Genomic DNA, 20995 nt, shown 5'->3' with positions numbered 1-20995 from the left:
GCGGTCCGGCCGCCCGGCACACTGGTGGCATGGCAAGCGAACTGGGCGACTTCCTGCGCGCCCGCCGGGCGGCGCTCGACCCGCGGCAGGCCGGGTACCCGGACGACGGACGGCGGCGGCGCGTCCCCGGGTTGCGCCGCGAGGAACTGGCTCAGCTCGCCCACCTCAGCATCGACTACGTCGTGCGGCTCGAACAGGGCCGCACGAACCGCGTTTCCCGGTCGGTGCTCGACGCGCTCGCCGATGCCCTGCAACTGGCGCCGGACGAACGCGCGTACCTCTTCACGGTCGCCGACGTCGCGCCGGTCTCGCCGCGGCCTGCTGTCCGGCCCGAGGTCGCGCCCCGGCTGCGGCAGTTGCTGGACACGATGCGCGACGTTCCGGCGATGGTGCTGCACCGCCGGATGGACGTGCTGGCCTGGAACCGCGGGAGCGCCGCGTTGCTCACCGATTTCGGGAAATTGCCGGCGGCAGAAAGGAATCTGATCCGGCTGACCTTTGCGGACGAATCGTTCCGGTCGCTGTACGCGGACTGGCCGCGGGCCGCGCGCGAGTGCGTTTCGGTGCTGCGGATGGAAGCCGGCCGGACGCCGGACGATCCGGCGTTGAGCGCGCTGGTCGGCGAGCTGAGCGTGCTGGACCCGGATTTCCGGCGGTGGTGGGCGGATCACCGGGTGCGCGGGCCGCGAGCGCTGTCGAAGGTCTATCGGCATCCGGTGGCCGGGAAGCTCGAACTCAACGTTCAGCAGTTCACCGTGGACACTCATCCGGAGCAGCTGCTGGTGGCCTATACCGCGGAACCGGGTTCGCCGAGCGCCTGTCGCCTTCGGCAACTGTGGTGACGGAATCCTGACTCGCGGCACGGCTGCGCCGAACGGGCGGGACGTTTCGCGGAAGAACCAGCGCAGCGGGTGAACCGGGCGCGTGCGCACTGGACGAGGAGGACTTGTCGTCTTCTCCCGAACTGGCTTTCTCCGCCATTCCCGGCCTGCGGGGGTGCGCGCTCTGAATCGGGAAACCAGACCATCGCCGTCGAGGCCAGCCTGAACGGCAAGATCAAGGCGGTGCACACCTCGCCGGCGGCACCGCCGGTCGGTGTTCTCGCGGTGGACCTGCCGATCACGATGACGCCCTCGAACGCGTACAACATTTTGACCGCCGCGGGCATCGTCCAGCCGTTCCAGTACATCCTGCTCCGCAAGCCCTTGACGCCGCCGCCGTGGCATCGCCGGTACCGCTTCTCCGCCACGAGCCCGGGCGGCTGCGGCTACTCGGTGAGTCTTGAAGACGGCGGAATCCAGGCGCATCCTTGTATTTGACGCTGTATTTGACGATCTGCGAACAACGGCGCGGGCCGGGAGCCGAGCGCTCCCGGCCCGCGCGGAGCAGGTGAACGGCCGGTGGGATCCACCGGAAACGCGGTGTAACGGCAAGCGGTCCTGCCGCGACCTTTCGGCAGAGACCAAGCCGCCGCCGAAAGAAGCACATGCCTGCCGCCGAGCGAACTCATCCGGTTGCCGAACAGGCGGGCGCCGGGGCGGTCATGGTGCTTGCGGCACAACGGTTCGCGTCGCCGCTCCCGCCGGATGCAGAGCCGGAGCCCGGGCAGCAGGCGTGGGAGGACTTGCCCTTCGTCACCGCATTGCTGCCGCGGCTGCACCAGGCTTATCGAAAGCTCGCGTACGACGTGGAAATAGTCGAGAACCCCGTCCGGCGGACTGTTCTGGAGAAATGGGACGACGCGGTGACGAAGGGATTTCGCATCGTCCACGTCATTTCGCACGGTGCGACGTCGCTCGCGGACGCGGTGCGGTCACGATCGGCGGAAGACAGCGAGCAGTTGTGTTTCGTGCCCTCCTGCGGGCAGACGGGCAACGGGACCGACGTGGTCCAGTGGGTTCGCACCGCGCACCGGCGAGCCGAGCCGATGCTGTTCGTCGTCGATCTCTGCCGGGCCGGCCGCGCGGCCCGGATCGCGCAGCTGGCCCAGGTTCCCGACGACGAGCTGAACGCCTGGGTGGTCGCGGCGACCAGCCCCGCGGAACCCGCCTACGACGGCACATTCAGCGAGATCGTGGGAGAGGTGCTCGAACAGATCGCGGCGAACGGCCTCGACACCGACCCGTCGATCGAATTCGTCCGCTGGGACCGCCTGGTGTTCGTGATCCAGCAGCGCTTGACCGCGGCGGGCAGCACGCAGCGGATCCACGCCACGAAGATCGACCCGTCCCAGCCGCCTCCGGAACTGCCGTTCTTCCGCAACCCGAACTGGGTGTCCGACGAGCGCCGGGCGCGGGTGCAGGCGATCACGCCGCCGGTCCGGCCGTTCGTCGCCGATCTCGGTGCGGACCATTTCATCGACCGCGTCGGCGACCACTTCGTCGGGAGGCGGCAGCAGCTGGGCGATCTCGCCCCGTGGCTGGACGATGTGACCGTCGGCGGCTTGAAGGTGGTGACCGGTGCGCCGGGGGCGGGCAAATCGGCTTTGCTCGGCGCGCTGGCGTGCGCGGGCCACCCCGAGATCGTCGCCGCGGTGCCGGACGTCCGGGCTTGCCTCGCCGCGCAGTGTCCTGAGGGCACCCCGTCCGCGAACGACGGGTTGGCGGCCATTCACGCCCGCGGGCGCGATCTCGACGCCGTTCTCGTCTCGCTGGCGGCGCAGTGGCGTCTCGACCCGGGCGAGGGCGCGCTGTCCGCGCGGGCGCTCGTCGCCGCTGTCCTGGACCTTGAAACGGTGCCTGCTCTGGTGTTCGACGCGCTTGACGAAGCCGACGATCCGGTGCACCTCCTCCGGGAACTCCTGCTTCCGCTGGTTCGGGCCGTCCGGGCGGACGGCGCCCCGGCGTGCCGCTTGCTGGTCGGGACCCGCCGGAGGCCGGACTTCGAACCATTGCTGAAGCAGGCGGGCGCGGCCGGCGCCGTGGTCGATCTCGACGACGTGCCGGAAGCGGAATTGCGCGCGGACCTCGAACAGCATCTTCTCCGCGTCCTGGCCGATCACACCGCTTACCGGGAACCTGCGCGCCGCCACGTGCGCGCCGTCCTGGCCCGCACCGTGGCGCGCACTCTCGCGGAGGATCCGCGGCGGCGTCGCGAGTGGGGACCCTTTCTGGTAGCCCGGATATTCAGCCGGTCGCTGGTGGCGCTCCAGCCGGCGACAGACGCCGTCAGCGCCGCCGTGCTCGGCGCGAGCGCCCCCCGGACGTTGCCCGACGTGCTCGAACTGGACCTTTCGCTGCATCCGGAGAAAGACGCTCTGCGGGCGGCCCTGGCAGCTGTCGCCTGGGCGAAGGGGCAGGGCTTTCCGACCGAGGCGGTCGCCGCGATCGCACCCGCGTTCCATCGTTCGGTCACCGAGGACAACGTCCGGGAGTTGCTGGCCGCCGGCCGCTTCTACCTGCGCACGAGCGTCGAAGCGGACGGATCGGTGCTGTACCGGCTCTTCCACCAGGGGCTGGCCGACTATCTCAAGGCAACGCCATGGGGAAAGGAATCCGGACATGAAGATCCTGGGAGTCCACGGGATCGGGAACTACCGTCCTGATGAGACTCCGGAGAGCGCTTCGGCTTCGCTGTCCCGGATCTGGACGGCTGGTCTCGCCGCGGCCGGGGGCAGGCACGACGTCACCGTGGCGTACTACTCCGACCTCCTGCGGGTGCGCGGCCGCCAGGGAGACGACAGCGACCTCGGCGATCTGACCGCCGTCGAGGAGGAGTTCCTGCGGTGTCTCCTCGAGGGGCAGCCCCTCGAACTGCCGGGGGTGCCGCAGGGCCGGTTGACCGCGTGGCTTCGGGCGATGATTTCGACGCTCGCGTCGAGCCGGGCGTGCAGCGAGCGGTTCGTGGAATGGCTGCTGGTTCGTTTCGCGAAGGAGGCGGTCGCTTATCTTTCGCCCGGCGGGGCCAGGGACGCCGTCCAGGAACGGCTGCGCGCGGCGCTTCAGCGGCATCAGCCCGAGGTCGTGCTCGCCCATTCCCTGGGAACGGTGGCGACCTACGAGATTCTGCACGAGAGCGCGGGGCCGAGCGTGCCGTTGTGGATCACCCTCGGCTCGCCGCTGGCCTTCCCGAAGGCTGTTTTCGAGCGGCTCACGCCCGCGCCGCGAGAAGGGCGGGGGACACGTCCGCACCGGGTCGGCAGGTGGGCCAACCTGGCCGATCCCGGGGATCTCGTCGCGGTTCCGATCGGCGGGGTCTCGCGCTGTTTCGCCGGGGTCGACAGCGACGACCACGACGTCATCCATGCCTGGGACTTCCACAAGGCGGGCAACTACCTGAAGTCCCGCCGCCTGGCCAGGCTGCTGGGATGACCGAAGCCGAAGCGCGCGGGCCGGCCGCCGCGCTGGTCTACGAGCGGCTGCTCGCCTCGATCACCGAGGGAGGGTCGCGAAGATGGGATCTGGCTTCCCCCTATCTGCTGCGCCACGCACCCGAACACGCGCTCGAAGCGGGAGAATTGGCCGAACTCCTCCAGGACGCCGAGTATCTGGTCCACGGCGCTCCCGGCAGCGTGCAGACCTTCGGCGCCATCCTGGAGACGCGGATCCCCACCGAGACCATGCCGATCTACCGGTCCTCGCTGGCGCGCCATCTGCACTCCGAACCCGAACAACGGCGGCAGATCCTGGCCGTGGACGCGATCCGGCACCGGTCCGGCCGGATCGGCTCGCGGCTGTACAACCCGCCGCTGTTGCCGCCGGTCGGCTGGCAGTGCCGCTGGGCCACCGCCGGAAACATCAGCCTCGCGCTGAAAGCCTCGCTCGTCGGGCACGACGGGCCGATCCGCGCGATCGCCACGGGCTTCGTCGAAGAGACGCCGATCGCGGTCACCGCGGGCGACGACGGGGCCGCGTGCGTGTGGAACCTTTTCGTGGGGGTGCTGCACCGGCGTCTTCGGGGCCATCGGAGGCCGCTGACTTCCGTCGCGGTGGGCGGCCCGGCGTCCTCGCCGCTGGCGATCACCGCGGACACCGGCGGGACGGTGTGCTGCTGGGAACTTCGCACCGGCAAGAAGCGATACCGGCACGCGGGCACCGCGGCGGTCGGCTGCCTGCTGGTCGACGCCGTCGACGAGAAGCACCTCGCGATTTCCGGCGACGCGGACGGTGCGGTCCGCCTGTGGGATCTCGTCGGCGGAACGCCGCTCGAGGCGGTGCGAGCCGGCGGGCCGGTGACCCGGCTGATCTCCGGCGGCGCGGACGACGCCCCGGTGGCCGTGGCGGTGACCGCGGCCGGGTCCGTGGTGGTCGTCGATCTCATCGCCCGGCGGGCGATCGCCGGATTCGGGACTGCCGCCAGTCCGGTGTCCGCCGCGGAGTGTGCGTTCGTTCGCGAGGAGCCGGTCGTCGTCACGACCCACGAGGACGGCACCGGACACGTGTGGCGTCTCTCCGACGGAGCCCTGACGGCGACGTTGACCGGACGCCCGGGTTGCCTCGAGGTTCTCAGCGTGATCGAAACCGGGCTGGAGACCGTCGCGGTCACCGGCGGCGAGGACGGGGTGCTGCGGCTGTGGAACCTCGCGGACGGCAAGCTCCTGGGCCGGATGACCGGCCGGCACCGGGAGCGGATCACCGCCGTCGCCTGGCATGTCGTCCGGGCGCACCGCTCCCCGCAGTCGGCGCGGCCGAACGAACCGGACCTGGTGCGGCGGCGTCCGCAGACGGACTGGTGGCGGCGAAAAGCCGAGATCCTCGGAGAGCTCGCCGGGCACGTCGTCCTGTCGGGATCCGCTGACGAAACGGTGCAGAGCTGGAGCGCCTCGAACTGCCGGCCGCTGCGGACGTTCTTCGCGCACACGGGCGGCGTGGCCGACATCAAGGTCACCGAACTCTGGGGCGAGCCGATCGCGGTGAGCGGGAGCGAGGACGGCACGGCGAGCCTCTGGGATCTGGAGCACTGGCGGACGCAGGCCGAAGGGGCCAGGCATCCGCAACGGGTCGACGCGGTCGCGGTGCGGCGTGTCGGCGGCCAGACCGTCATCGCCACCGCTTGCGGCGACTCGGTGCTGCGTTTGTTCACGGCCGCGGACGGCAAGCAGATCGGGCACTACACGGTCGGCACCGGGACCGTGGTCGCGGTCGGGCTGGGCGGAACGCGGGACGGCGCGGTCGCGGTGACCGCCACTTCCGACGGAACGGTTGCCGCACGCCTGGTCTCCACCGGCAAAGCGCTGTGGAAGCGCCGCATGCCCGCTTCGGCGCTGGAAGTCGGCGGCTCCGGGCGGAGCGCGACGGTCGCCGCGTTGCACGACGGGCGGATCACGATGCTGAGCCTCCGGAGCGGGCGGGTCCTGCCGAACGCCGTCGGCGACGGGCCGGATCTCCCGGCTGTCACTGCTGTCGCGTTCGGGCTGATCGGCCGGCGAGCCGTGCTCGCGGCCGGCACCGCCGACCGGATGGCCGTCGTCTTCGACCTGGCCACAGGCTCGGCGCTGCATGCCTTAGGCCCGCTCGATTCCGACCTCGTGCACGTCGCGATGACCACGACGCCCGGTCCCTCGCTCTTGGCGACGCAGCAGGCGGACGGCGTGATCAAAGTGTGGGACGCCGCGGCCGCGGAGGCAGTGCTGACGATTCCCTCGTCGGCCGGCGTCGCTTCCCGGCTGCTCTTCGGAACCACCGCCGGCCGCCCGGTGGTGATCGCGGCAGGCAGCCAGAACAGCGCCTGTGTCTGGGACGCGCGGACCGGCGGCGCGGAAGCCGTGCTGTTCGTCCCGGCGGAGGTTCTCGCGGCTTCCGCCGCGGACAACGCGCTCGTCGTCGGATTCGGCCGCGAGCTGGGCCTGTTCACTCCGGTCGACGATCCGGGCCTGCACGACGAGAGCGCGGGGAAGCCGGAAGCCGAACCGGTGCGCCGAAAAAAGCGGAAGCGGTCGGTCGCCGAGTCGGCTGTTCTCGTGGCGCTGGCCCGTTACGGCACTCAGGACATCCATGAGCTGAGACGGCGGCTGCGCAAGCCGCCGAGCACGAACGCGCTTCGGGGAACGCTGCGAAAGCTGTGCGAGCAGGGGTACGTCGAAAGGATCCGGCTGGACGAAGAAAGCAGTCCGCGAGTCAGCTATTACGACCTGCTGCCGGAGGGCAGCGCCGCGGCCGAGCGACTGATCGGCCACGCGGCGATCCGTCCTCGTCCGGGTCAGGGGTCGAAAGGCCACGGCTGAGAAAACCGAGCTCGCACCTGTGCGGGAAAGGGCACGATGACAAGACCGGACCCGCCGCGTCCGAAGCCGGAAAGCCGAGACGATTTGCCTCGATTTGCCTCGACCGGGCCCCGCTCTGCCGGTTCGGCAGCCTGGACCCGGCGGAATCGGGGTGGCCGGGCTGGCTCGGCCTGCTGGCGGTGCGCCGCTGGCGACAGCAGCATCGCCTGCGAGGTCTCCGCCAGCCCTGCCTCCCGGAGGCCTCGCAGGCTAAAGAAGCCGGGCAAAACCCCTGGCTCCGCCTGGCCGCACCGGCGAATGCGGGGGAGCGGCTCCGCTGCCGATGGCTTGGCGAATCGGTCCGCTTCCGCCCAGGGTGTCGTCGCCTTCGCACTCGGCGCGGCTGGCGAGCAGGGTGCCGCTGAGCGGCGAAAACGGTCCCTCGCGGGCGCATTTCCCGCTTCGGATTCCGTTCAGCGATTCTTCCCGTTCCATTGACGAGGCCTGCCGGAGGGGTGTCGCCGGACCCGATCGGAGGCAGCGTGAAGCTGGCTGGCGGCACGCACTAGACGCGCCGCCAGCCAGATTGTTCCGCGATCAATAACGGTCGCTGAGAAGCTGCTCGCCGGTCAGGTAATTCTGACGGCGTTCAGCGACACTTCGGCTCGGGAGTTCTGCAGGCGGTTATTCTTCCTGCTCTGCTTTTCGTCTTCTCGTTGAATGCTCAAGAACTCCGCATTCGTTTTACGGGCTGGAGCGGCGATAGCCGGAAGCCGCTTCCTGCTGCAGGTGCAGGTGCTCGGACGACAGTCTGGTCCCCGGCACCGGGTTCACCGGCCGCGGCGTTCCGGTGACGTCGATCGCCACGAAGACCAAGTCCGCGGAAGCCACCGGCGTCGGCGGCGCCGCGAGGTCCTCGGGATCGTCGGCCCAGCCCGACCAGTAAGTGGCGGTCACCGTGGTGCGGACTTCGATCGAGGTGTTGTTGACCCGCTCGATCTGCGCGCGGGCGTGCAGCAAACCGCCCTCTCGCACGGGGTTCAGGAATTCCATGCGCTGCACGGCGCGGGTGGCCGTCGGGCCGTTGCTGTACTCGAGGGTCACGAGCCAGGCCGCGTGGTCGATCAGCCGGAAAATGACCGCGCCCGCGACGTCTCCCTGGTGGTTGAGGTCGGCGGGCTGGGCCAGGTGGGTCAAAGTGCGCTGAATCAGCGGTCGCGCACAAGGCGCGGACGAACTGGTGCTCATCACGGTATTCCTTCCGGTCATTGGTTGGCCTGCGCGAAAAAGCCGCACGTCAGTGCGGCGGAAAAGCGGGGGAACTTCAGGGCTCCGCGGAAATGGTGCGCGGAATTCCGCTCGTCCCGGTGAGACGCACCCGCATGCCCGGGGATCGCCCGTCGCCATGCCAAAACAACCCGATCGGGCAGCGATTTCCGCTCGGGTTCAGGTGAATGCGTCGATCGGGCACCTCGACGTTCGATGGATGCTCTCTCTGAATCGATCCTAGCACGGCCGAAAGAGTGCCCCGCGCGATTGCACCGGCTTCACGCGAAGGGTGGCATAAACGTGAAAGTGAAACGCATTGCGCGTTTTCCGGTGACGCGTTGGTGATGTCCACGACCAGGCCGCTGCCTTCGCCGGTTCCGCCATGCGCGGTGAGCGCGATCCCGCCGCCTGCGGTCGGCAGAGCGAAAATGTGGACGAGGCGGTCGCATGGCTTCGGCTCGGGGCAGGTCTCGGGACGGGGACCGAGGACGAGAGCGGCCGGTTTTGTCGGGGGTCGGTGGCATGATCACCGACGTGCTGGACAACGAGGCGCCTGCTGAGGTTTTCGCCGGGCTGGACGAGATCGACTGGATCGCGATGGAACACGCGTACGGACCGGCGGGGGACGTCCCCGGGCTGCTTCGCGGGCTGGTGTCTGCCGACCCGGCCGTGCGGGAGGTCGCGCTCGACGGCATGTACGGGGCGGTGCACCACCAGGGCGATGTCTACGAATGCACGGTCGCGGCCGTCCCGTTCCTGGTGCGCGCAGCCGCGTGCCCCGGTCTCCCCGGGCGCGCTGATGTGCTGCGGCTGCTGGCCAGCATCGGCGGTGCGGAACGGCCTTCGCCGCCGGCGGATCGCGACCGCATGCGGTACGGGCAGGCGGCGTCGGCGGTGGGCGGCGCTGCTGAGGCACTGCTGCCGTTGCTGGCCGATTCCGACGTGGAGGTCCGGGAGGCCGTTGGCGCCGCACTGCTCGCCCGCAGGTCCGAGGTGGCCGAGGTCGCGGCGGCGGTGCAGCGGCGGCTCGCCGCGGAAGCGGTGCCGGCCGTCGCGGCTGCTCTGGTCGCCACGATCGGAACGTTCGCCCGGCGCTCGGCGGAGATCGACCTCTCCGGCGTGCGCGCCGCGTTGGCCGAGCCCGGGCCCCCGAAGGTGCGGCTGGCCGCGCTCGCCGCGCTGGCCCGGTCCGGCACGGAAACGCTGTCGGCCGAGAGGCTTGCGCTGGCGGTGGAATTGCTGACCGCCCAGCATGCCGCCCCCGAGCCCGTGCCGGAGCCGGCCCCGTTCGAGACCCTGCCGGGCGCGCCGCCGACGCTCGCCGGCGAGTTGCGGAAGCGGAAGGCACTGCACCGGAGCGGCCTGCCGGAGGACCTGGATCCGTACGGACCCTCGCCGGTCCGAGAGCTGAGCTGGGCTTTCGGCGATCAGGTCGGCGACCGGGCCCGGCTGCTGACCGGCCTGACGGGGGCGGCTGGGCGGCAATGCCGCCTGGACGCCCAGAACGCGGCGAACGACCTCGTCCGCGGCTGGCGCGGCGACTACCACGAGCTGGCCGCACGGGTCGGCGAAAACGCGCTCGACGAGCATCCGCTGCTGGCCGGGAACGCAGTGACCGCGTTGGCGGGATTCGGCGTCCTGGCCGCTCCCGCGGCGGGCGCGCTGAGCCAGGCCCTCGACGCGATGCCCCGGGAAGCCGAACGGAGCAACCCGCTGTCCGGCCAACCGGGTTGGCTCATCAAGACTTCGCGCCCGCGCGGCTCCGGGCCTGCGCGGGTTTCCGTCGATCTCAACCCGATTCTGCCGGTGCTGGCGGAATTGCGGGACGTGCGGGCGTTGCCGGCCCAGCGCTGGGTGCTTGAGCAAGAGCAGCTGCCCACCGGGATCGGAAGCGCCATCGGCAGTTTCGGCGAGCTCGCGGCCGATCTGGTCCCGCTGATCCGTCGCCGGATCCGGGACTTCCCAGGGGAAGCCGAGGCACTGGCAGGCGCGCTGGGGGAGATGGGTGCCGCCGCCGCGGAAGCCGTGCCGGAGATGGCGGCCCTCCTCTCGGACGGCAAGATCCGGGAAACCGTGCCGGCTTTGGGCAAGATAGGTCCTCGCGCCGCCGCCGCGGTTCCGGCACTCCGTTCGCTGCTGGACGAACCAGACCGGGAGTCTTCCATCGGCGCGGCGGTCGCGCTGTGGCGCATCACCGGCGACGCCGATGTCGTGCTCCCCGCGATCGCCCGGCACCTGGACGGAGGCGAATACGCGATCACGGCCGCCGCGGAAGCCCTCGGCGTCCTCGGCCAAGCAGCAACGTCCTACCGCGCACGGTTGCGGACGATGCTCGCCCAAGCCGACGACGAATCCGACCCTTACCGATGGGTGCGTTACCAACTGGCGACCGCCCTGTGGCGCATCGACGGCGACGCCGACGCGGCAGCGGCGGTGCTGGTCACGTTGTGGCGCACGAACCGGGTGCTGATGCCTGCCTTGGCGCGCAGCCTGGCGGAACTGGGTCCCGCCGCCCGTCCGGCCGCATCGCTGGCCCGCGCCGAGCTGGATTCAGTTCGCCGGCACACTGTGCAGGGAGTCGTCGAGTATTTCGATGTCTACAACGGATTCGTCACCGCCGACGAATCGCTGCTCGCCGACTGCCGCACGATCCTGGCCAACACTTCCTGACGGCACAGGACGACGCACGCGGCGCGACATCGTTCGCATCGTTCGCAGACCGAAATGGCTTCGCTGTGCGCCGACCCGGAGCGGAAACCCGGCCAGCTCCTCCAGGACTGTCCACAAGCGACTATCGAGGGCGGGCCGTGCTTCGGGCCGTCCCGCACCGGCCGCCCCCTGTCCGTCAGGGCTTTGGCTGCGGACGGCGACCCGGTACGCGCCGCGTGCTTCGACGGGGTATCGGCGTTCGACGCCGTCGCTCGCGACAACATAGTCGCGGCCTAGTGAAGCGCTGGGGGAGGCAAGGCGGATCCGGCTCCCGGCGGTACTGCCCTCGCCGCGCGCGAGCAGCGGGTCGTCGTAGACGAGCACGTGCGCGCCTCTGGCCTGCTTGACCAGCCCCCGGGCGGCAAAGCTCTCAGGTACCGCCAGCGAGGCCGCGCATACACCTTCGAGATAGCGGGTAGTGCTTGATCGAGCGAGAGGAGACGGTCATGAACCTTGCCGACATCGACCCGCCCGGCTGAGCGAGAACGCCGCGATTGTGCGCTGTGGAAGGTCGTCCGGAAGGAAAGTGAAGATGAACAAGCTGCTGTACCGCCCGCTGGGCATGCTGTTCGGCGTGCTTGGCGGTCTGGCCGCGAACGCGGTGTTCGAACGAGTGTGGAAGCTGATCTCCGGCAGGGAAGAGGTGCCCGCCCCGACCCAGAAAGACCGGGGATGGGGCGAGGTGCTCCTTGCTGCGTCCGTCCAAGGAGCGATCTTCGGCCTGGTGAAGGCAGCTGTCGACCGAGGCGGCGCGACCGGTTACGACAAGCTCACCGGTCAGTGGCCCGGCGACACCGCCAAACACGACAGCGACTGAGATCGGCACCGGCATCCAGCGGGTCGGGCAGCCTTCGGCGCGGGCGGGACCCCGGCAGGCGGGGCGTTGCCGGGCAGAACCAGGGGCCGGGACGCGCGCCCAGGCCGGTTGCTGAGTCGCAGCTGAGGTGGCAAGGTTTGCGCCCCCGGGCAGATGACACACCCAGGTCGGGTAATACTTCGGGCTCTTTCGCTCTGGATCCTGGCCGAAGGGGGCAGAGGCGGTCGCAGTAGCCCAGGACGAGCCCTTGTGCCACGCCGGTCGCCGCCAGTCCGATAGTCACGTAAGGAAAAGCGCTGACTTTCGGAATCCAGATCCCCCCGATGCTCGCAATCAGCAATGTGACAGAAACGGCTGCCGCTACGCCGGCTCGTGCCGCTCGCACGCACCGCCGCCAGCGTGTCCAGCCCCGAGTCCCCGGCACTACACGAATGGCGTAATTGCATCCCCCGGCCGTCGGGTGAACGGCTGGTCGAACCCCACTGCAAGACAGAGCATTCGGCGATACGGCCGTCCACCAACTCGGGTGATCGCGACGACACGACACTCTCCCTGACCGATGCGAAGGTGATCTTGCGAAAGGTGTTCAGGGGAGAGGCGCGGGATGGACACGGTGGTCGAACGGATCATTCCGGTGGCGGTCTTTGCGTTGCCGGTGTCGCAGATCCTGTGGGTTGTGCTGGCGGTGCGCAGGAGCCGGCGCTTGCCGCTCTCGATCGCGACGTTCACCGCCGCCATCGACACGGCGATCCTGCTCTGCGGCGGGCTGGTCGTCGTCCTGGTCACGGCACCCGCCGGGGACGGCGAAGGCAGTGCCCTGCACCTGATTCCGGGCCAGGACGTCGCCGGTCTGGGAAACGACGCGGGTTGGCAGATCGCGGGAAACCTGGTGCTGCTGGCACCGCTCGCGGCGCTGGTCCCGTTTCGGGTGCCCCGGCTGCAGTCGCTCGCACGGGTAGCAGCGGCTGCGGCGCTCGTTTCGATCGGGATCGAAGCCGTGCAGTACCTGTTGGACGCCGGCCGGGTCAGCGCCACCGACGACGTACTGTTGAACACGATCGGCGCCACCGCCAGCGCCAGTCTGACTCGCGGTCTTTGGCGTGCTCTCTCCCCGGTGATCCCTCGCCCTCGCGAGGCCGTAGCTTCCGGCCCGGGAACTCCGGCTGCCGGGCCGCCGGAGTCTCGCACTGCGGCTCGCTCGGGAAACTCGGAATCGCGCGCCCCCGATCTGCTCTAGAAGCGTGGGCACGGCCTGTTCGCGCCTTCGTGAACGATGCCCGCTTGCGTTCGGCCGCACGCAAAGTTGCGACGGACGGCCAAATGGCGGCAACTTCAGCGGGTCAGCTTCGCGTACGAGACGAGCAGCACATGACCACGCCCAGGGCTATCCGGGCATGTCGTTGCTAACTCGACCTTGCCCCGGACGGCAAGGCGGCTGCAACAAGGTCGGCGTCGACTGCGGCAGCTCGATCCGCCACACGCTCGCGTCGGAATCACGCCGCCCGCCAACGCAGAGCCCAGTTCGCGTTCGGCACCTTCGGAAGGGTGGAAACGCGCCCGGCTGGGTCGGCGACATCAGCGTCTGTCGTCCATCGTGCCCGGCACAAAGGGTCCTGGCTCGGTGCCGGATAGAAATGCCGGTCGCCCAACCGGGCCATGCGGGGAGTCCGGTGCTCAGTAATGGGCACGCTGGGTTCGGCGGGCGGTCCGAGGGAACTGACCGGTCGGCTCCGCCCCTGCTTTCGCTCGACAACCACGGCGGGCTCCCGCGCGGACCACGGGTACCCCGGCGCATCGCCGGAGCGTACTTGCGCTGACTCCGTGCGCGGCCACTCCGATCCTGCCAGTGTGTGTCGATATTGATCGGCTCGACGCGTACCAAGTCCCGACGGTTGGCCTGCAGAATTCGGCCGAGACAGTGACGCGTCCAGCGATAAAGTTCACATCGCCCATCGGGGTGAACCGATGCTTGCCCGCCGATTTAGACGCAGATTTCCTTCTTTTTCACCATTGTGCTGTGCGCTTAACAGCGGGCGCGTGTGTGCTCAATTCTGATTGCAGGTGACACCCTAGTCGCCGGTCCGGGCCAGTTGGACTTCGCGATAGGGGTCCAGGCCCTTCTGCCGGGCGCGGCAGGCGATGAGGGAGAGCATGGGGCCGGCCATCGCGGTGGTGGCGACGGCCATGAGAACCATTGCGCCGTAGAGCTGTTGGTCGAGCAGACCGGCCTGTAAGCCGATGCCGAGTGCGACGAGTTCGGTGAGCCCGCGGGTGTTCATGAGGCTGGCGATGACGGCTGCTCGTTCGGAGGGAAGCCCGCCGGCGCGTGCTCCTGCGTAGGTGCCGGCGCATTTTCCGAGGACGGCAAGGGTGACGATCATGCAGAAGTCGCCGATGCCAGCGAGTCCGAGGCGGGAGAGATCGACGTTGAAGCCGGCGATGACGAAGTAGACCGGAAGCAGTTGTCGTGCGGCGAACTCGATCGGACGGGTGATCGTTTCGCGGGCGCGGCCGGTCAGGGTTCTGGGCATGATCATGCCGAAGAGGAACGCGCCGAACACGAGGTGCAGGCCCATCAGTTGGGTGGCCGCCGCGGTGGCGAGGGTGCCGACGAAGACGACGGTCACGGTCGCCGCCGCGGGGTTGGTGCTGGCGAGGAGCCGGGTGAGCAGGGGACGCACGCCGATGAACATGACGGCGATGAACGGGATCAGGAGCAAGGGTTGCCAGTGCGCTGCGAAGTTGTGAGTGGAGAGGGCTTGAACGAACGCGAGCATGGCCCAGGCGACGGCATCACAGGCAGCGGCTGAGGAGAGCGCGATCGCGCCGACGGCGGTGTTGGTGAGGTGTCGTTCGGCGATGATGCGGGCGAGTACGGGGAACGCGGTGATCGACAGGGTGACGCCGATGAACAGGATGAATCCGGTACGGCTGGTCGAATGGTGGTGTCCGGCGAGGTAGACGGCGAGCGCGGCGCCGAGTCCGAAGGGCAGTGCGGTCGATCCGATCGCGACGGCGGCAGTGGCCCGGCGGGTGCTCCGGCTGCCGATGTGCTCGATGCCCGTGCCTACCAGGAACATGAACAGGGCGAGGCCGAGGTTGGCCGGGGTGTGGAGGAAGGGCCGGATGTCGGCGGGGAAGAGCGTGCGGGTCAGAGCGCCGTCGAAGAGGGTCGGGCCGAGGGCGATGCCGGCGATGATTTCGCCGATGACCGGAGGCTGGCCCAGTTTCCGTGCGAGGAATCCGGCGGCACTGGCCAGCGCGATGATGAGCGAGAGGTCGAGCAGGAGGAACGCCACCTGGTGCTCACTCACGCGGAGACCCCTTTGCTCGGCGCGCTGCGGATTCGACAGGATTCGGCCGGGTGCCGCATAATCAAGGTGTGCCTGGTCGTTCGGTCTGGTCGCTGACCCCGCAGCAGAGCATCGAGGCGGAGTGCGCGCGTCGCGGGCGTCCCGCAGTCGTGGACGGATGCGCCAAGTTGATTGTCGGGGAACCGGTCGACGAATCGCTGATCCGCGCGCTCGGCGGTCCGGGCGCCGACAAGTTCTTCGACGGCGCCCAGCACGACGACCTCTACTGGTTCCGGGTGTGGGGCGCGCGCGGCCTGCTGTGGGCGTGGGAGGAGTCCGCTACGCCCGCGATACTCGCCGCGCTGGAGGATGAGTCGTGGCGGGTGCGCGAGATGGGGCTGAAGGTGATTGCACGGCATTTGCTGGGTGACGCGCTCGAAGCCGCGGCTGCGCTTCGAGACGACTCGGTGCTTCGGGTGCGAGAGGCGGCCCGCCGCGCGGTCGTGCTGCTGACCCAGGCCGGGGCCTGAGCGGCGGGTCACGCGCGGCTCGTGAAGGCCATGGGCAGGGACCGGTACCCGCGGAAGAAGTTCGACTCGAGGTGGACGGGGTCGCCGCGCAGTTCGGCCGTGCCGACCAGTTCGAGCATCGCTTTGACGATCGAGCCCACTTCGAGCCGCGCCAGGAACGCCGCGATGCAGTAGTGGGAACCCAGCCCGAAGGTCAGGTGCCGGTTGGGCTTGCGGGTGAAGTCGAGCGTGTCCGGACGATCGAATACCTCGGGGTCGCGGTTGGCCGATCTCAGCCACAGGGTGACGAATTCCCCGGCGTGCATGCGGGTTCCGCCGATCTCGACGTCCTCGGTGGCGACCCGCATCACGTGGCTGACCGGGCATCCGAGCCGGAGAATCTCTTCGGTCGCGGTATCCGGGTCGGCGCGCCCGGCGCGCAGCATCGCCCACTCGCCCGGGTCCGTGACGAGGGTGAGCGCGCCGGCGCTCGACGTGTGCCGTGCCGTCTCGTTGCCGCCCGCGATCAGGTCGTGGCAGTTCATCACTGCGATCTCGGGCCGTATCGGCTGGTCGTACATCGTCGCGTTCGCGAGAACGGTAGCGACGTCGTTCCCCGGCCGGCGGCGTTTCGCGGCCAGCAGTTTGTGGCAGTAGCCGAACAGCTTGGTGTGCGCGGCGATCTGCGCGTTGGAGGTGGTGTAACCGGACCCGCTGAAGGCCGCCTGCGTCAGCTCCTTGACATGATCGCGGTCGTCGTCGGGCACGCCGAGCAGTTCGCAGGTGACGATCGTCGGCAGCGGCGCGGCGACCTTCTCGACGAAGTCGAACGTGCCCTGGTCCAGTACAGCGGACACCAGGTCCCGCGCGATCTGCAGTGTGCTGTCGGTGAGCTTGCGCAGCAATTTCGGTGTGAACGACGTGTTGATCGTCTTCCGCATTTCCGCGTGGGCCGGGTCGTCGGTCACCAGCAGCGACAACCCGCCCGCGGCCGCGCCGGCTTTATCGTCGGTGGGTTTCTCGCCCAGGTGCATGCCTTTCTGCGAGGAGAAGAGGTGCGCGTTGCGCTGGACTTCCTGGATGTGCCGGTACCGCGTGACGGCCCAGTGCTCGCGGAAACCGCCGGACCGGATCGGCCTGCCGAATTCCCGCATCTGCTTCCACGCGCGCTCCGGCCGGTCGTCGGAATAGAGCCGGGCGTCGGTCAGGTCGATTCTCGCGAGATCCTCGAGGACGTCGGGAGTGCCGCTGTTCATCGGGGGCCTTTCAGCTGCCGGGCAGGTCAGATGTCGGCGTTGATCCGGAGGGCGGTGGCCGCGAGTTCCCGGGCCAGCTGGGCGTTGGCGGAGCCGGCTTCGGTGCTTTCGAGACGGGTTGCCAGCAGATTCAGCTGCGAGGCGAGCCGACGCTGCTCGTGGTCGCGGATCATGCTTTGCAGCCAGAGCACGGCGGCGAGCCGCACGCCCCTGGTCACCGGGGTGACCTGGTGAGGCAGGCCGGTCGGGTAGGCGACTGCTGACCCGGCGGGCAGTTTGTAGGTGTGCGTGCCCCACGGGCTGCCGAACGAGAGTTCGCCTCCGTCGTAGGTATCCGGCTCGGCCAGGAACACTGTCATGGAGAAGTCGCTGCGGACGTAGTTCTGGCCGAACGGACCGTATGCCTCGTTCTGCACCGTGAACCCCATGATCGGCGAGTCGATGTGCGTGCCGTACGCCATGCCGTCTTCGTACCGGCTGATGATCGCGCGGGTGATCGACCGCGGGAACACGGAGTTGTTGAGATCCAGGTTCGCCCGCACCGCTCGGTCGACGATCTTGACGACCTCGACGTACTGCTGTTCCGAGGCCATTTCCTGGTTGTTCTTGACCTCGGCGCTGCCGCCGTCGGCGCTCACCCGCCCGTCGACGAACCGCGCCGCGCCGACCTTGCCGGTCACTGTTTTGAGCTCAGTCGGGTCGAGGAAGTTGTCGATGACGCGAATGGTGGGCCACATGGGAGTTCCTCCGAAGCAGGCGGGTCAGGCAAGGGACGAGCCGATCTCAGCGAGCAGCCGCGGCTGCGCAGGGCGCAGGAAGAAGTGATCGCCCGGCATGGCGCGCACGCGCCAGGCGGCGCTGGTCTGGGATCCCCACGCGCTGACGTCGTCCTTCCGCACGGACGTGTCGCCGATCCCGTAGAACGCGGTGATCGGGCAGGGCAGCGGGGGTTCGGGTCGGTAGCGGTATCGCTCGCTCAGCGCGAAGTCGGCGCGCAGCGCGGGCAGTACGAGTTCGAGCAGGTCCGGATCGGCGAGGACCTCGGGCCGGGTCGCCCGGAAACGTGCGATCTCCCGGACGAACTCCGCGTCGGGCAGCCGGTGGATGGGTTCGGAGCGGACCGGGACCTGCGGGGCGCCGCGGCCGGACGCGAACAGGTGCCGGGGCAGCGGGTCCCCGCAGCGCCGCAGCTGCCGGACGAACTCGAATGACACCAGCGCGCCCAGGCTGTGGCCGAAGGTCGCGTAGGGCAGGTCCAGCAGTCCGGAGAGGCCGCGGTGCAACTGCGGGAGCAGAGCGGACAGCTGGTACCAGGGCGGTTCGCTGAGCCGGGATTCGCGGCCGGGCAGCTGGACCGCGCACAGCTCGACATCAGGCGGCAGGTGCTCCCGCCATGGCCGGTAAACCGACGCACCGCCTCCGGCGTACGGGAAGCACAGCAGCCGAAGCCGCGGCGTCAGCGGCGCGGGCCAGCGGATGATCCAGCGGCCGGGGTCAGTCATCTGCGGCCCCCACAACGCGGTGTCCCGCGGCGGCGAGCGCCTTCGAGGCCGCTTGGAGCTCAGTGACCAGCAGGTAGTCGGTGTCGTAGGTGGCGACCGCGAACACGCTCAGCCCGGCGTCCGCCAGCGGCGCGACGACTGACGAGAGCACGCCTGGTTCGTCGAGTCCCGACATGCCCGCGACCCGCAGGCAGTGCCATCCGCTGTCGCGGACCGCTCCGGGGACCTGGACGTCTTCGGCACAGATGACCGTCAGCTCGTCGCTCGTGCGCGTGACGCTGAGGAAATCGGCGGACCGGGTGAGCGCGTCGCCCGGGATCGGTGCGGCGGGCGGCAGCCGGCATACGGAGTATCTGCCGGGGACGGACCGGAGCGTTCGGGAGGACATCGGGCTGCTCCTAGTAGACGACCCGCGAATCGCAGGCGAGGCGGTGGGCACGGGACTTGCGGAGGTCGCGGGTGATGTTGACGCGCTTGAACCAGCGGTCGGTGCCGTCGTAGCGAGCGCGGAAGGACGCCCGGCCATGGACAGCGCGGAAATTGTCGATGAGCACAATGTCGCCGGGCCGCAGCACGATCTCGCGCAGCCGGCGATCGATCGCCCGGCAGATCGCGTCGAGCGCGGCGCGCGCCGGCGGGTCGTCCCCCGGGACGTCCATGTAATAGGGATCGATGGCGAGATAGGGCGCGACGGGGTCGCCCGAGAGCACAGCGACCCGCTGCGGGCTGCTGTTCATCTGGTCGACGCGGTCTCGCGCGGCCAGCAGCAGCGTGCCCTCGCGGCCCGGCGGGATCTCCGCGGTCCGGTCCTCCGCCGCGAGATGCGAGTCGTCCGGCCGGATGCGGAAACGGGGCTGGAACAGTACGTCGCGTACTTCCGAATCGAGGGTGACGTCGCCGATCGAGGCGAAGGTGGTGGGGATCAGGTCGTGATTGCGCAGCCCGAGCAGAGCAAGATAGTCGCACCGGAGCGGATGGAACGCCTCCTCGGTGTGCCATGCCAGGGTTTCGCTGCTCCCGCTGCCGAGCTGTGTGTGTTCGTGGCCGGGCGAGGGCGAGATATCGTGCACCACCGCGCCGTTCTGCTGCGTGGCCCAGCCGAAGATCTCGCCGAGCAAGGAGGCGACGAGCACGAGCCAGAGCTCCTCGCGCAGCGTCGAGCCCCGGTCGGGCTGGCGGGCCCAATGCCGCGGGGTCGGGCCGATCGCGGCGTCGTTCACCGGCAGCCCGCTGACAACGCATGCGGCGTTCGTCTCGCGGGTGCGCATGGCGCCCAAGGTGCTGCGCAGCCGCAGCGGCAGCTCCTGTGCGTGGAGTGCCGCTGCCGCAAGGAATCCCGGGTTGTCGGCGCGATCGTGCCGGGACATCAAGCGGGAGAGCAGTCCCTCGATCTCGTCGACTTCTCGCCGAGTCAGCGCGAACCGTGCGAGGGTGTCCGCTGTGGTCAAGTGCATGATGTGCTCCGGCTGATGTCGAGGACGTCGCGCAGCATCGCGGCGGACGCCGGTTCCGCGCCAGGTTCCAGGCTGGCCGCGGAGATCCGCATGTTCCGGTCGGTGTGGAACACGATCCCCATCTCGTCGGGGTGCAGCCGCGCGAGCGGGTGGTCGTCCGGCACGGGCGCCGGCTCGACCGAGAGCCGGTAACCGGTCGCGTCGGCCTCGGCCAAGCACAGCAGGACGAGCCGGCGGCCGTCGGCCAGCGGCGCGCGAACGTCGTCGGCGGTGAGTTCGCGGATCCCGCGGATTGCGACGTCCTTGACCGTGCAGGGCATGCGCAGCACGGCGTTCGCCGCGATCGCCAGTTTGCAGGCCGCGTCGTGCCCGTCTACGTCAAGGCTCGGATCAGCCTCGGCGATTCCGCGCCGCTGGGCGTCGCGGACGGCGTCAGCAAAGGAGATTCCGCGTTCCATCGCCCGCAGAATGCTGTGACTGGTGCCGTTCAGGACTCCTTCCATCCGGGTGATCCGGCATCCGGCGAGATCGCGCTGTCCCATCGTGACGACCGGCAGCGCCCCGGCTACGGTCGCGCTGAATCGAAGCATCGAGCCGTATTCGGCGGCGAGCGCGGAGAGTTCCTCGTACGCCAGGGCGACCGGGCCTTTGTTGGCGAGGACGGCGTGCTTTCCGCTGCCGAGCGCGTGCCGGACAGCGGAGAGGCCGGGTTCGCCGTCGACGAGGTCGACCGGCGTCGCTTCGAGCAGGATGTCGGCCTCTGCGCGGTCGAGCATTTCGACCGGGGTCAGACCGGAGACGCCGACTCGGGGCAGTTCGCCGAGCGGCCGACGTTCGGCGAGAGCGGTGCGCAGCACGGCGAGTTCGAGTCCAGCGGGGTCGACAGCGCCGCCGCCGAACTCCGCCACACCGGTCACGAGCAGCCGCACGCCGTGCTCGGCTGCCAGTGCCTCGCCCTGCTCGTCGAGGATGTCCAGTACGCCGCCGCCGACGTGTCCCGCGCCGGCGAGCGCCAGCCGCCAGGTTTTCGGTTCTGTCGCCATCG

Annotated in this window: 17 protein-coding genes; 9 read left to right on the top strand and 8 right to left on the bottom strand. The window is 69.6% G+C overall.

Annotated elements, in window-relative coordinates:
• Window positions 1-29: 29 nt before the first annotated feature.
• The 5 genes from L3Q65_RS15425 to L3Q65_RS15405 all read left to right on the top strand — a co-directional run bounded on the left by L3Q65_RS15425 (window position 30) and on the right by L3Q65_RS15405 (window position 7162).
• Window positions 30-842: a helix-turn-helix transcriptional regulator gene (locus tag L3Q65_RS15425; RefSeq protein ID WP_237600057.1), complete on the top strand. Its 813-nt coding sequence runs from the start codon at window positions 30-32 to the stop codon at window positions 840-842.
• A 222-nt stretch (window positions 843-1064) separates the two neighbouring features.
• Window positions 1065-1319: a hypothetical protein gene (locus L3Q65_RS15420; protein ID WP_237600056.1), complete on the top strand. Its 255-nt coding sequence runs from the start codon at window positions 1065-1067 to the stop codon at window positions 1317-1319.
• 167 nt (window positions 1320-1486) lie between these two features.
• Entirely contained in the window at window positions 1487-3544 is a 2058-nt protein-coding gene (locus L3Q65_RS15415) for an ATP-binding protein (RefSeq protein WP_182888975.1), read from the top strand.
• A complete protein-coding gene (locus L3Q65_RS15410; protein ID WP_182888976.1) occupies window positions 3501-4310 on the top strand; it encodes a serine peptidase in 810 nt (269 codons plus the stop codon). Before L3Q65_RS15415 ends, L3Q65_RS15410 begins: the two co-directional genes overlap by 44 nt.
• On the top strand, window positions 4307-7162 hold the full coding sequence (locus L3Q65_RS15405) for a hypothetical protein (protein WP_237600055.1): 2856 nt from the start codon (window positions 4307-4309) through the stop codon (window positions 7160-7162). Before L3Q65_RS15410 ends, L3Q65_RS15405 begins: the two co-directional genes overlap by 4 nt.
• A 723-nt stretch (window positions 7163-7885) precedes the next feature.
• Here L3Q65_RS15405 and L3Q65_RS15400 read toward each other — a convergent pair.
• The gene (locus L3Q65_RS15400; RefSeq protein ID WP_182888978.1) at window positions 7886-8389 is read right to left on the bottom strand and encodes an acyl-CoA thioesterase; all 504 of its coding nucleotides are present in this window, start codon (window positions 8387-8389) and stop codon (window positions 7886-7888) included.
• Between the two features lie 543 nt (window positions 8390-8932).
• On the opposite strand from L3Q65_RS15400, the gene L3Q65_RS15395 reads away from it, so the two are divergent.
• The 3 genes from L3Q65_RS15395 (at window position 8933) to L3Q65_RS15385 (ending at window position 13173) form a co-directional block, all read left to right on the top strand.
• Window positions 8933-11080, top strand: coding sequence for a hypothetical protein (locus L3Q65_RS15395; protein WP_237600054.1), 2148 nt, complete (start codon window positions 8933-8935; stop codon window positions 11078-11080).
• A 571-nt stretch (window positions 11081-11651) separates the two neighbouring features.
• Complete coding sequence (locus L3Q65_RS15390; RefSeq protein WP_182888980.1) at window positions 11652-11936, top strand: DUF4235 domain-containing protein; 285 nt, start codon at window positions 11652-11654, stop codon at window positions 11934-11936.
• Between the two features lie 604 nt (window positions 11937-12540).
• Window positions 12541-13173 (top strand): VanZ family protein, encoded by a 633-nt coding sequence (locus tag L3Q65_RS15385; protein ID WP_182888981.1) that lies wholly within the window; start codon window positions 12541-12543, stop codon window positions 13171-13173.
• An 832-nt stretch (window positions 13174-14005) separates the two neighbouring features.
• On the opposite strand, the gene L3Q65_RS15380 is transcribed toward L3Q65_RS15385, so the two are convergent.
• Window positions 14006-15235 (bottom strand): cation:proton antiporter, encoded by a 1230-nt coding sequence (locus L3Q65_RS15380; RefSeq protein ID WP_220506574.1) that lies wholly within the window; start codon window positions 15233-15235, stop codon window positions 14006-14008.
• A gap of 83 nt (window positions 15236-15318) precedes the next feature.
• Between L3Q65_RS15380 and L3Q65_RS15375 the strand changes: the two genes are divergently transcribed.
• Window positions 15319-15759 (top strand): HEAT repeat domain-containing protein, encoded by a 441-nt coding sequence (locus tag L3Q65_RS15375; RefSeq protein WP_182888983.1) that lies wholly within the window; start codon window positions 15319-15321, stop codon window positions 15757-15759.
• Between the two features lie 8 nt (window positions 15760-15767).
• On the opposite strand, the gene L3Q65_RS15370 is transcribed toward L3Q65_RS15375, so the two are convergent.
• From L3Q65_RS15370 to L3Q65_RS15345, 6 genes are read right to left on the bottom strand one after another with little or no spacing between them, the layout of a single operon-like run.
• Window positions 15768-16994 carry a cytochrome P450 gene (locus L3Q65_RS15370; protein ID WP_182888984.1) on the bottom strand — a complete coding sequence of 409 codons (1227 nt, stop codon included), beginning with the start codon at window positions 16992-16994 and terminating at the stop codon, window positions 15768-15770.
• A 26-nt stretch (window positions 16995-17020) separates the two neighbouring features.
• Complete coding sequence (locus L3Q65_RS15365) at window positions 17021-17731, bottom strand: Fe2+-dependent dioxygenase (protein WP_182888985.1); 711 nt, start codon at window positions 17729-17731, stop codon at window positions 17021-17023.
• A 24-nt stretch (window positions 17732-17755) separates the two neighbouring features.
• Window positions 17756-18496 (bottom strand): thioesterase II family protein, encoded by a 741-nt coding sequence (locus L3Q65_RS15360; protein WP_237600053.1) that lies wholly within the window; start codon window positions 18494-18496, stop codon window positions 17756-17758.
• Window positions 18489-18884, bottom strand: a complete 396-nt coding sequence (locus L3Q65_RS15355) for an ACT domain-containing protein (RefSeq protein WP_237600052.1) — start codon at window positions 18882-18884, stop codon at window positions 18489-18491. The genes L3Q65_RS15360 and L3Q65_RS15355 overlap by 8 nt, the downstream gene beginning before the upstream one ends.
• A 10-nt stretch (window positions 18885-18894) precedes the next feature.
• Window positions 18895-19950, bottom strand: a complete 1056-nt coding sequence (gntD, locus tag L3Q65_RS15350; RefSeq protein WP_182888988.1) for a guanitoxin biosynthesis L-enduracididine beta-hydroxylase GntD — start codon at window positions 19948-19950, stop codon at window positions 18895-18897.
• Window positions 19941-20993: a homoserine dehydrogenase gene (locus L3Q65_RS15345; protein WP_182888989.1), complete on the bottom strand. Its 1053-nt coding sequence runs from the start codon at window positions 20991-20993 to the stop codon at window positions 19941-19943. The genes gntD and L3Q65_RS15345 overlap by 10 nt, the downstream gene beginning before the upstream one ends.
• Between the last annotated feature and the right edge of the window lie 2 nt (window positions 20994-20995).

Source organism: Amycolatopsis sp. FU40, assembly GCF_021903635.1.
Lineage (GTDB): Bacteria > Actinomycetota > Actinomycetes > Mycobacteriales > Pseudonocardiaceae > Amycolatopsis > Amycolatopsis dendrobii.
Note: the sequence above shows the minus strand (reverse complement) of the source record. Positions and strands in the feature narration are given on the sequence as shown.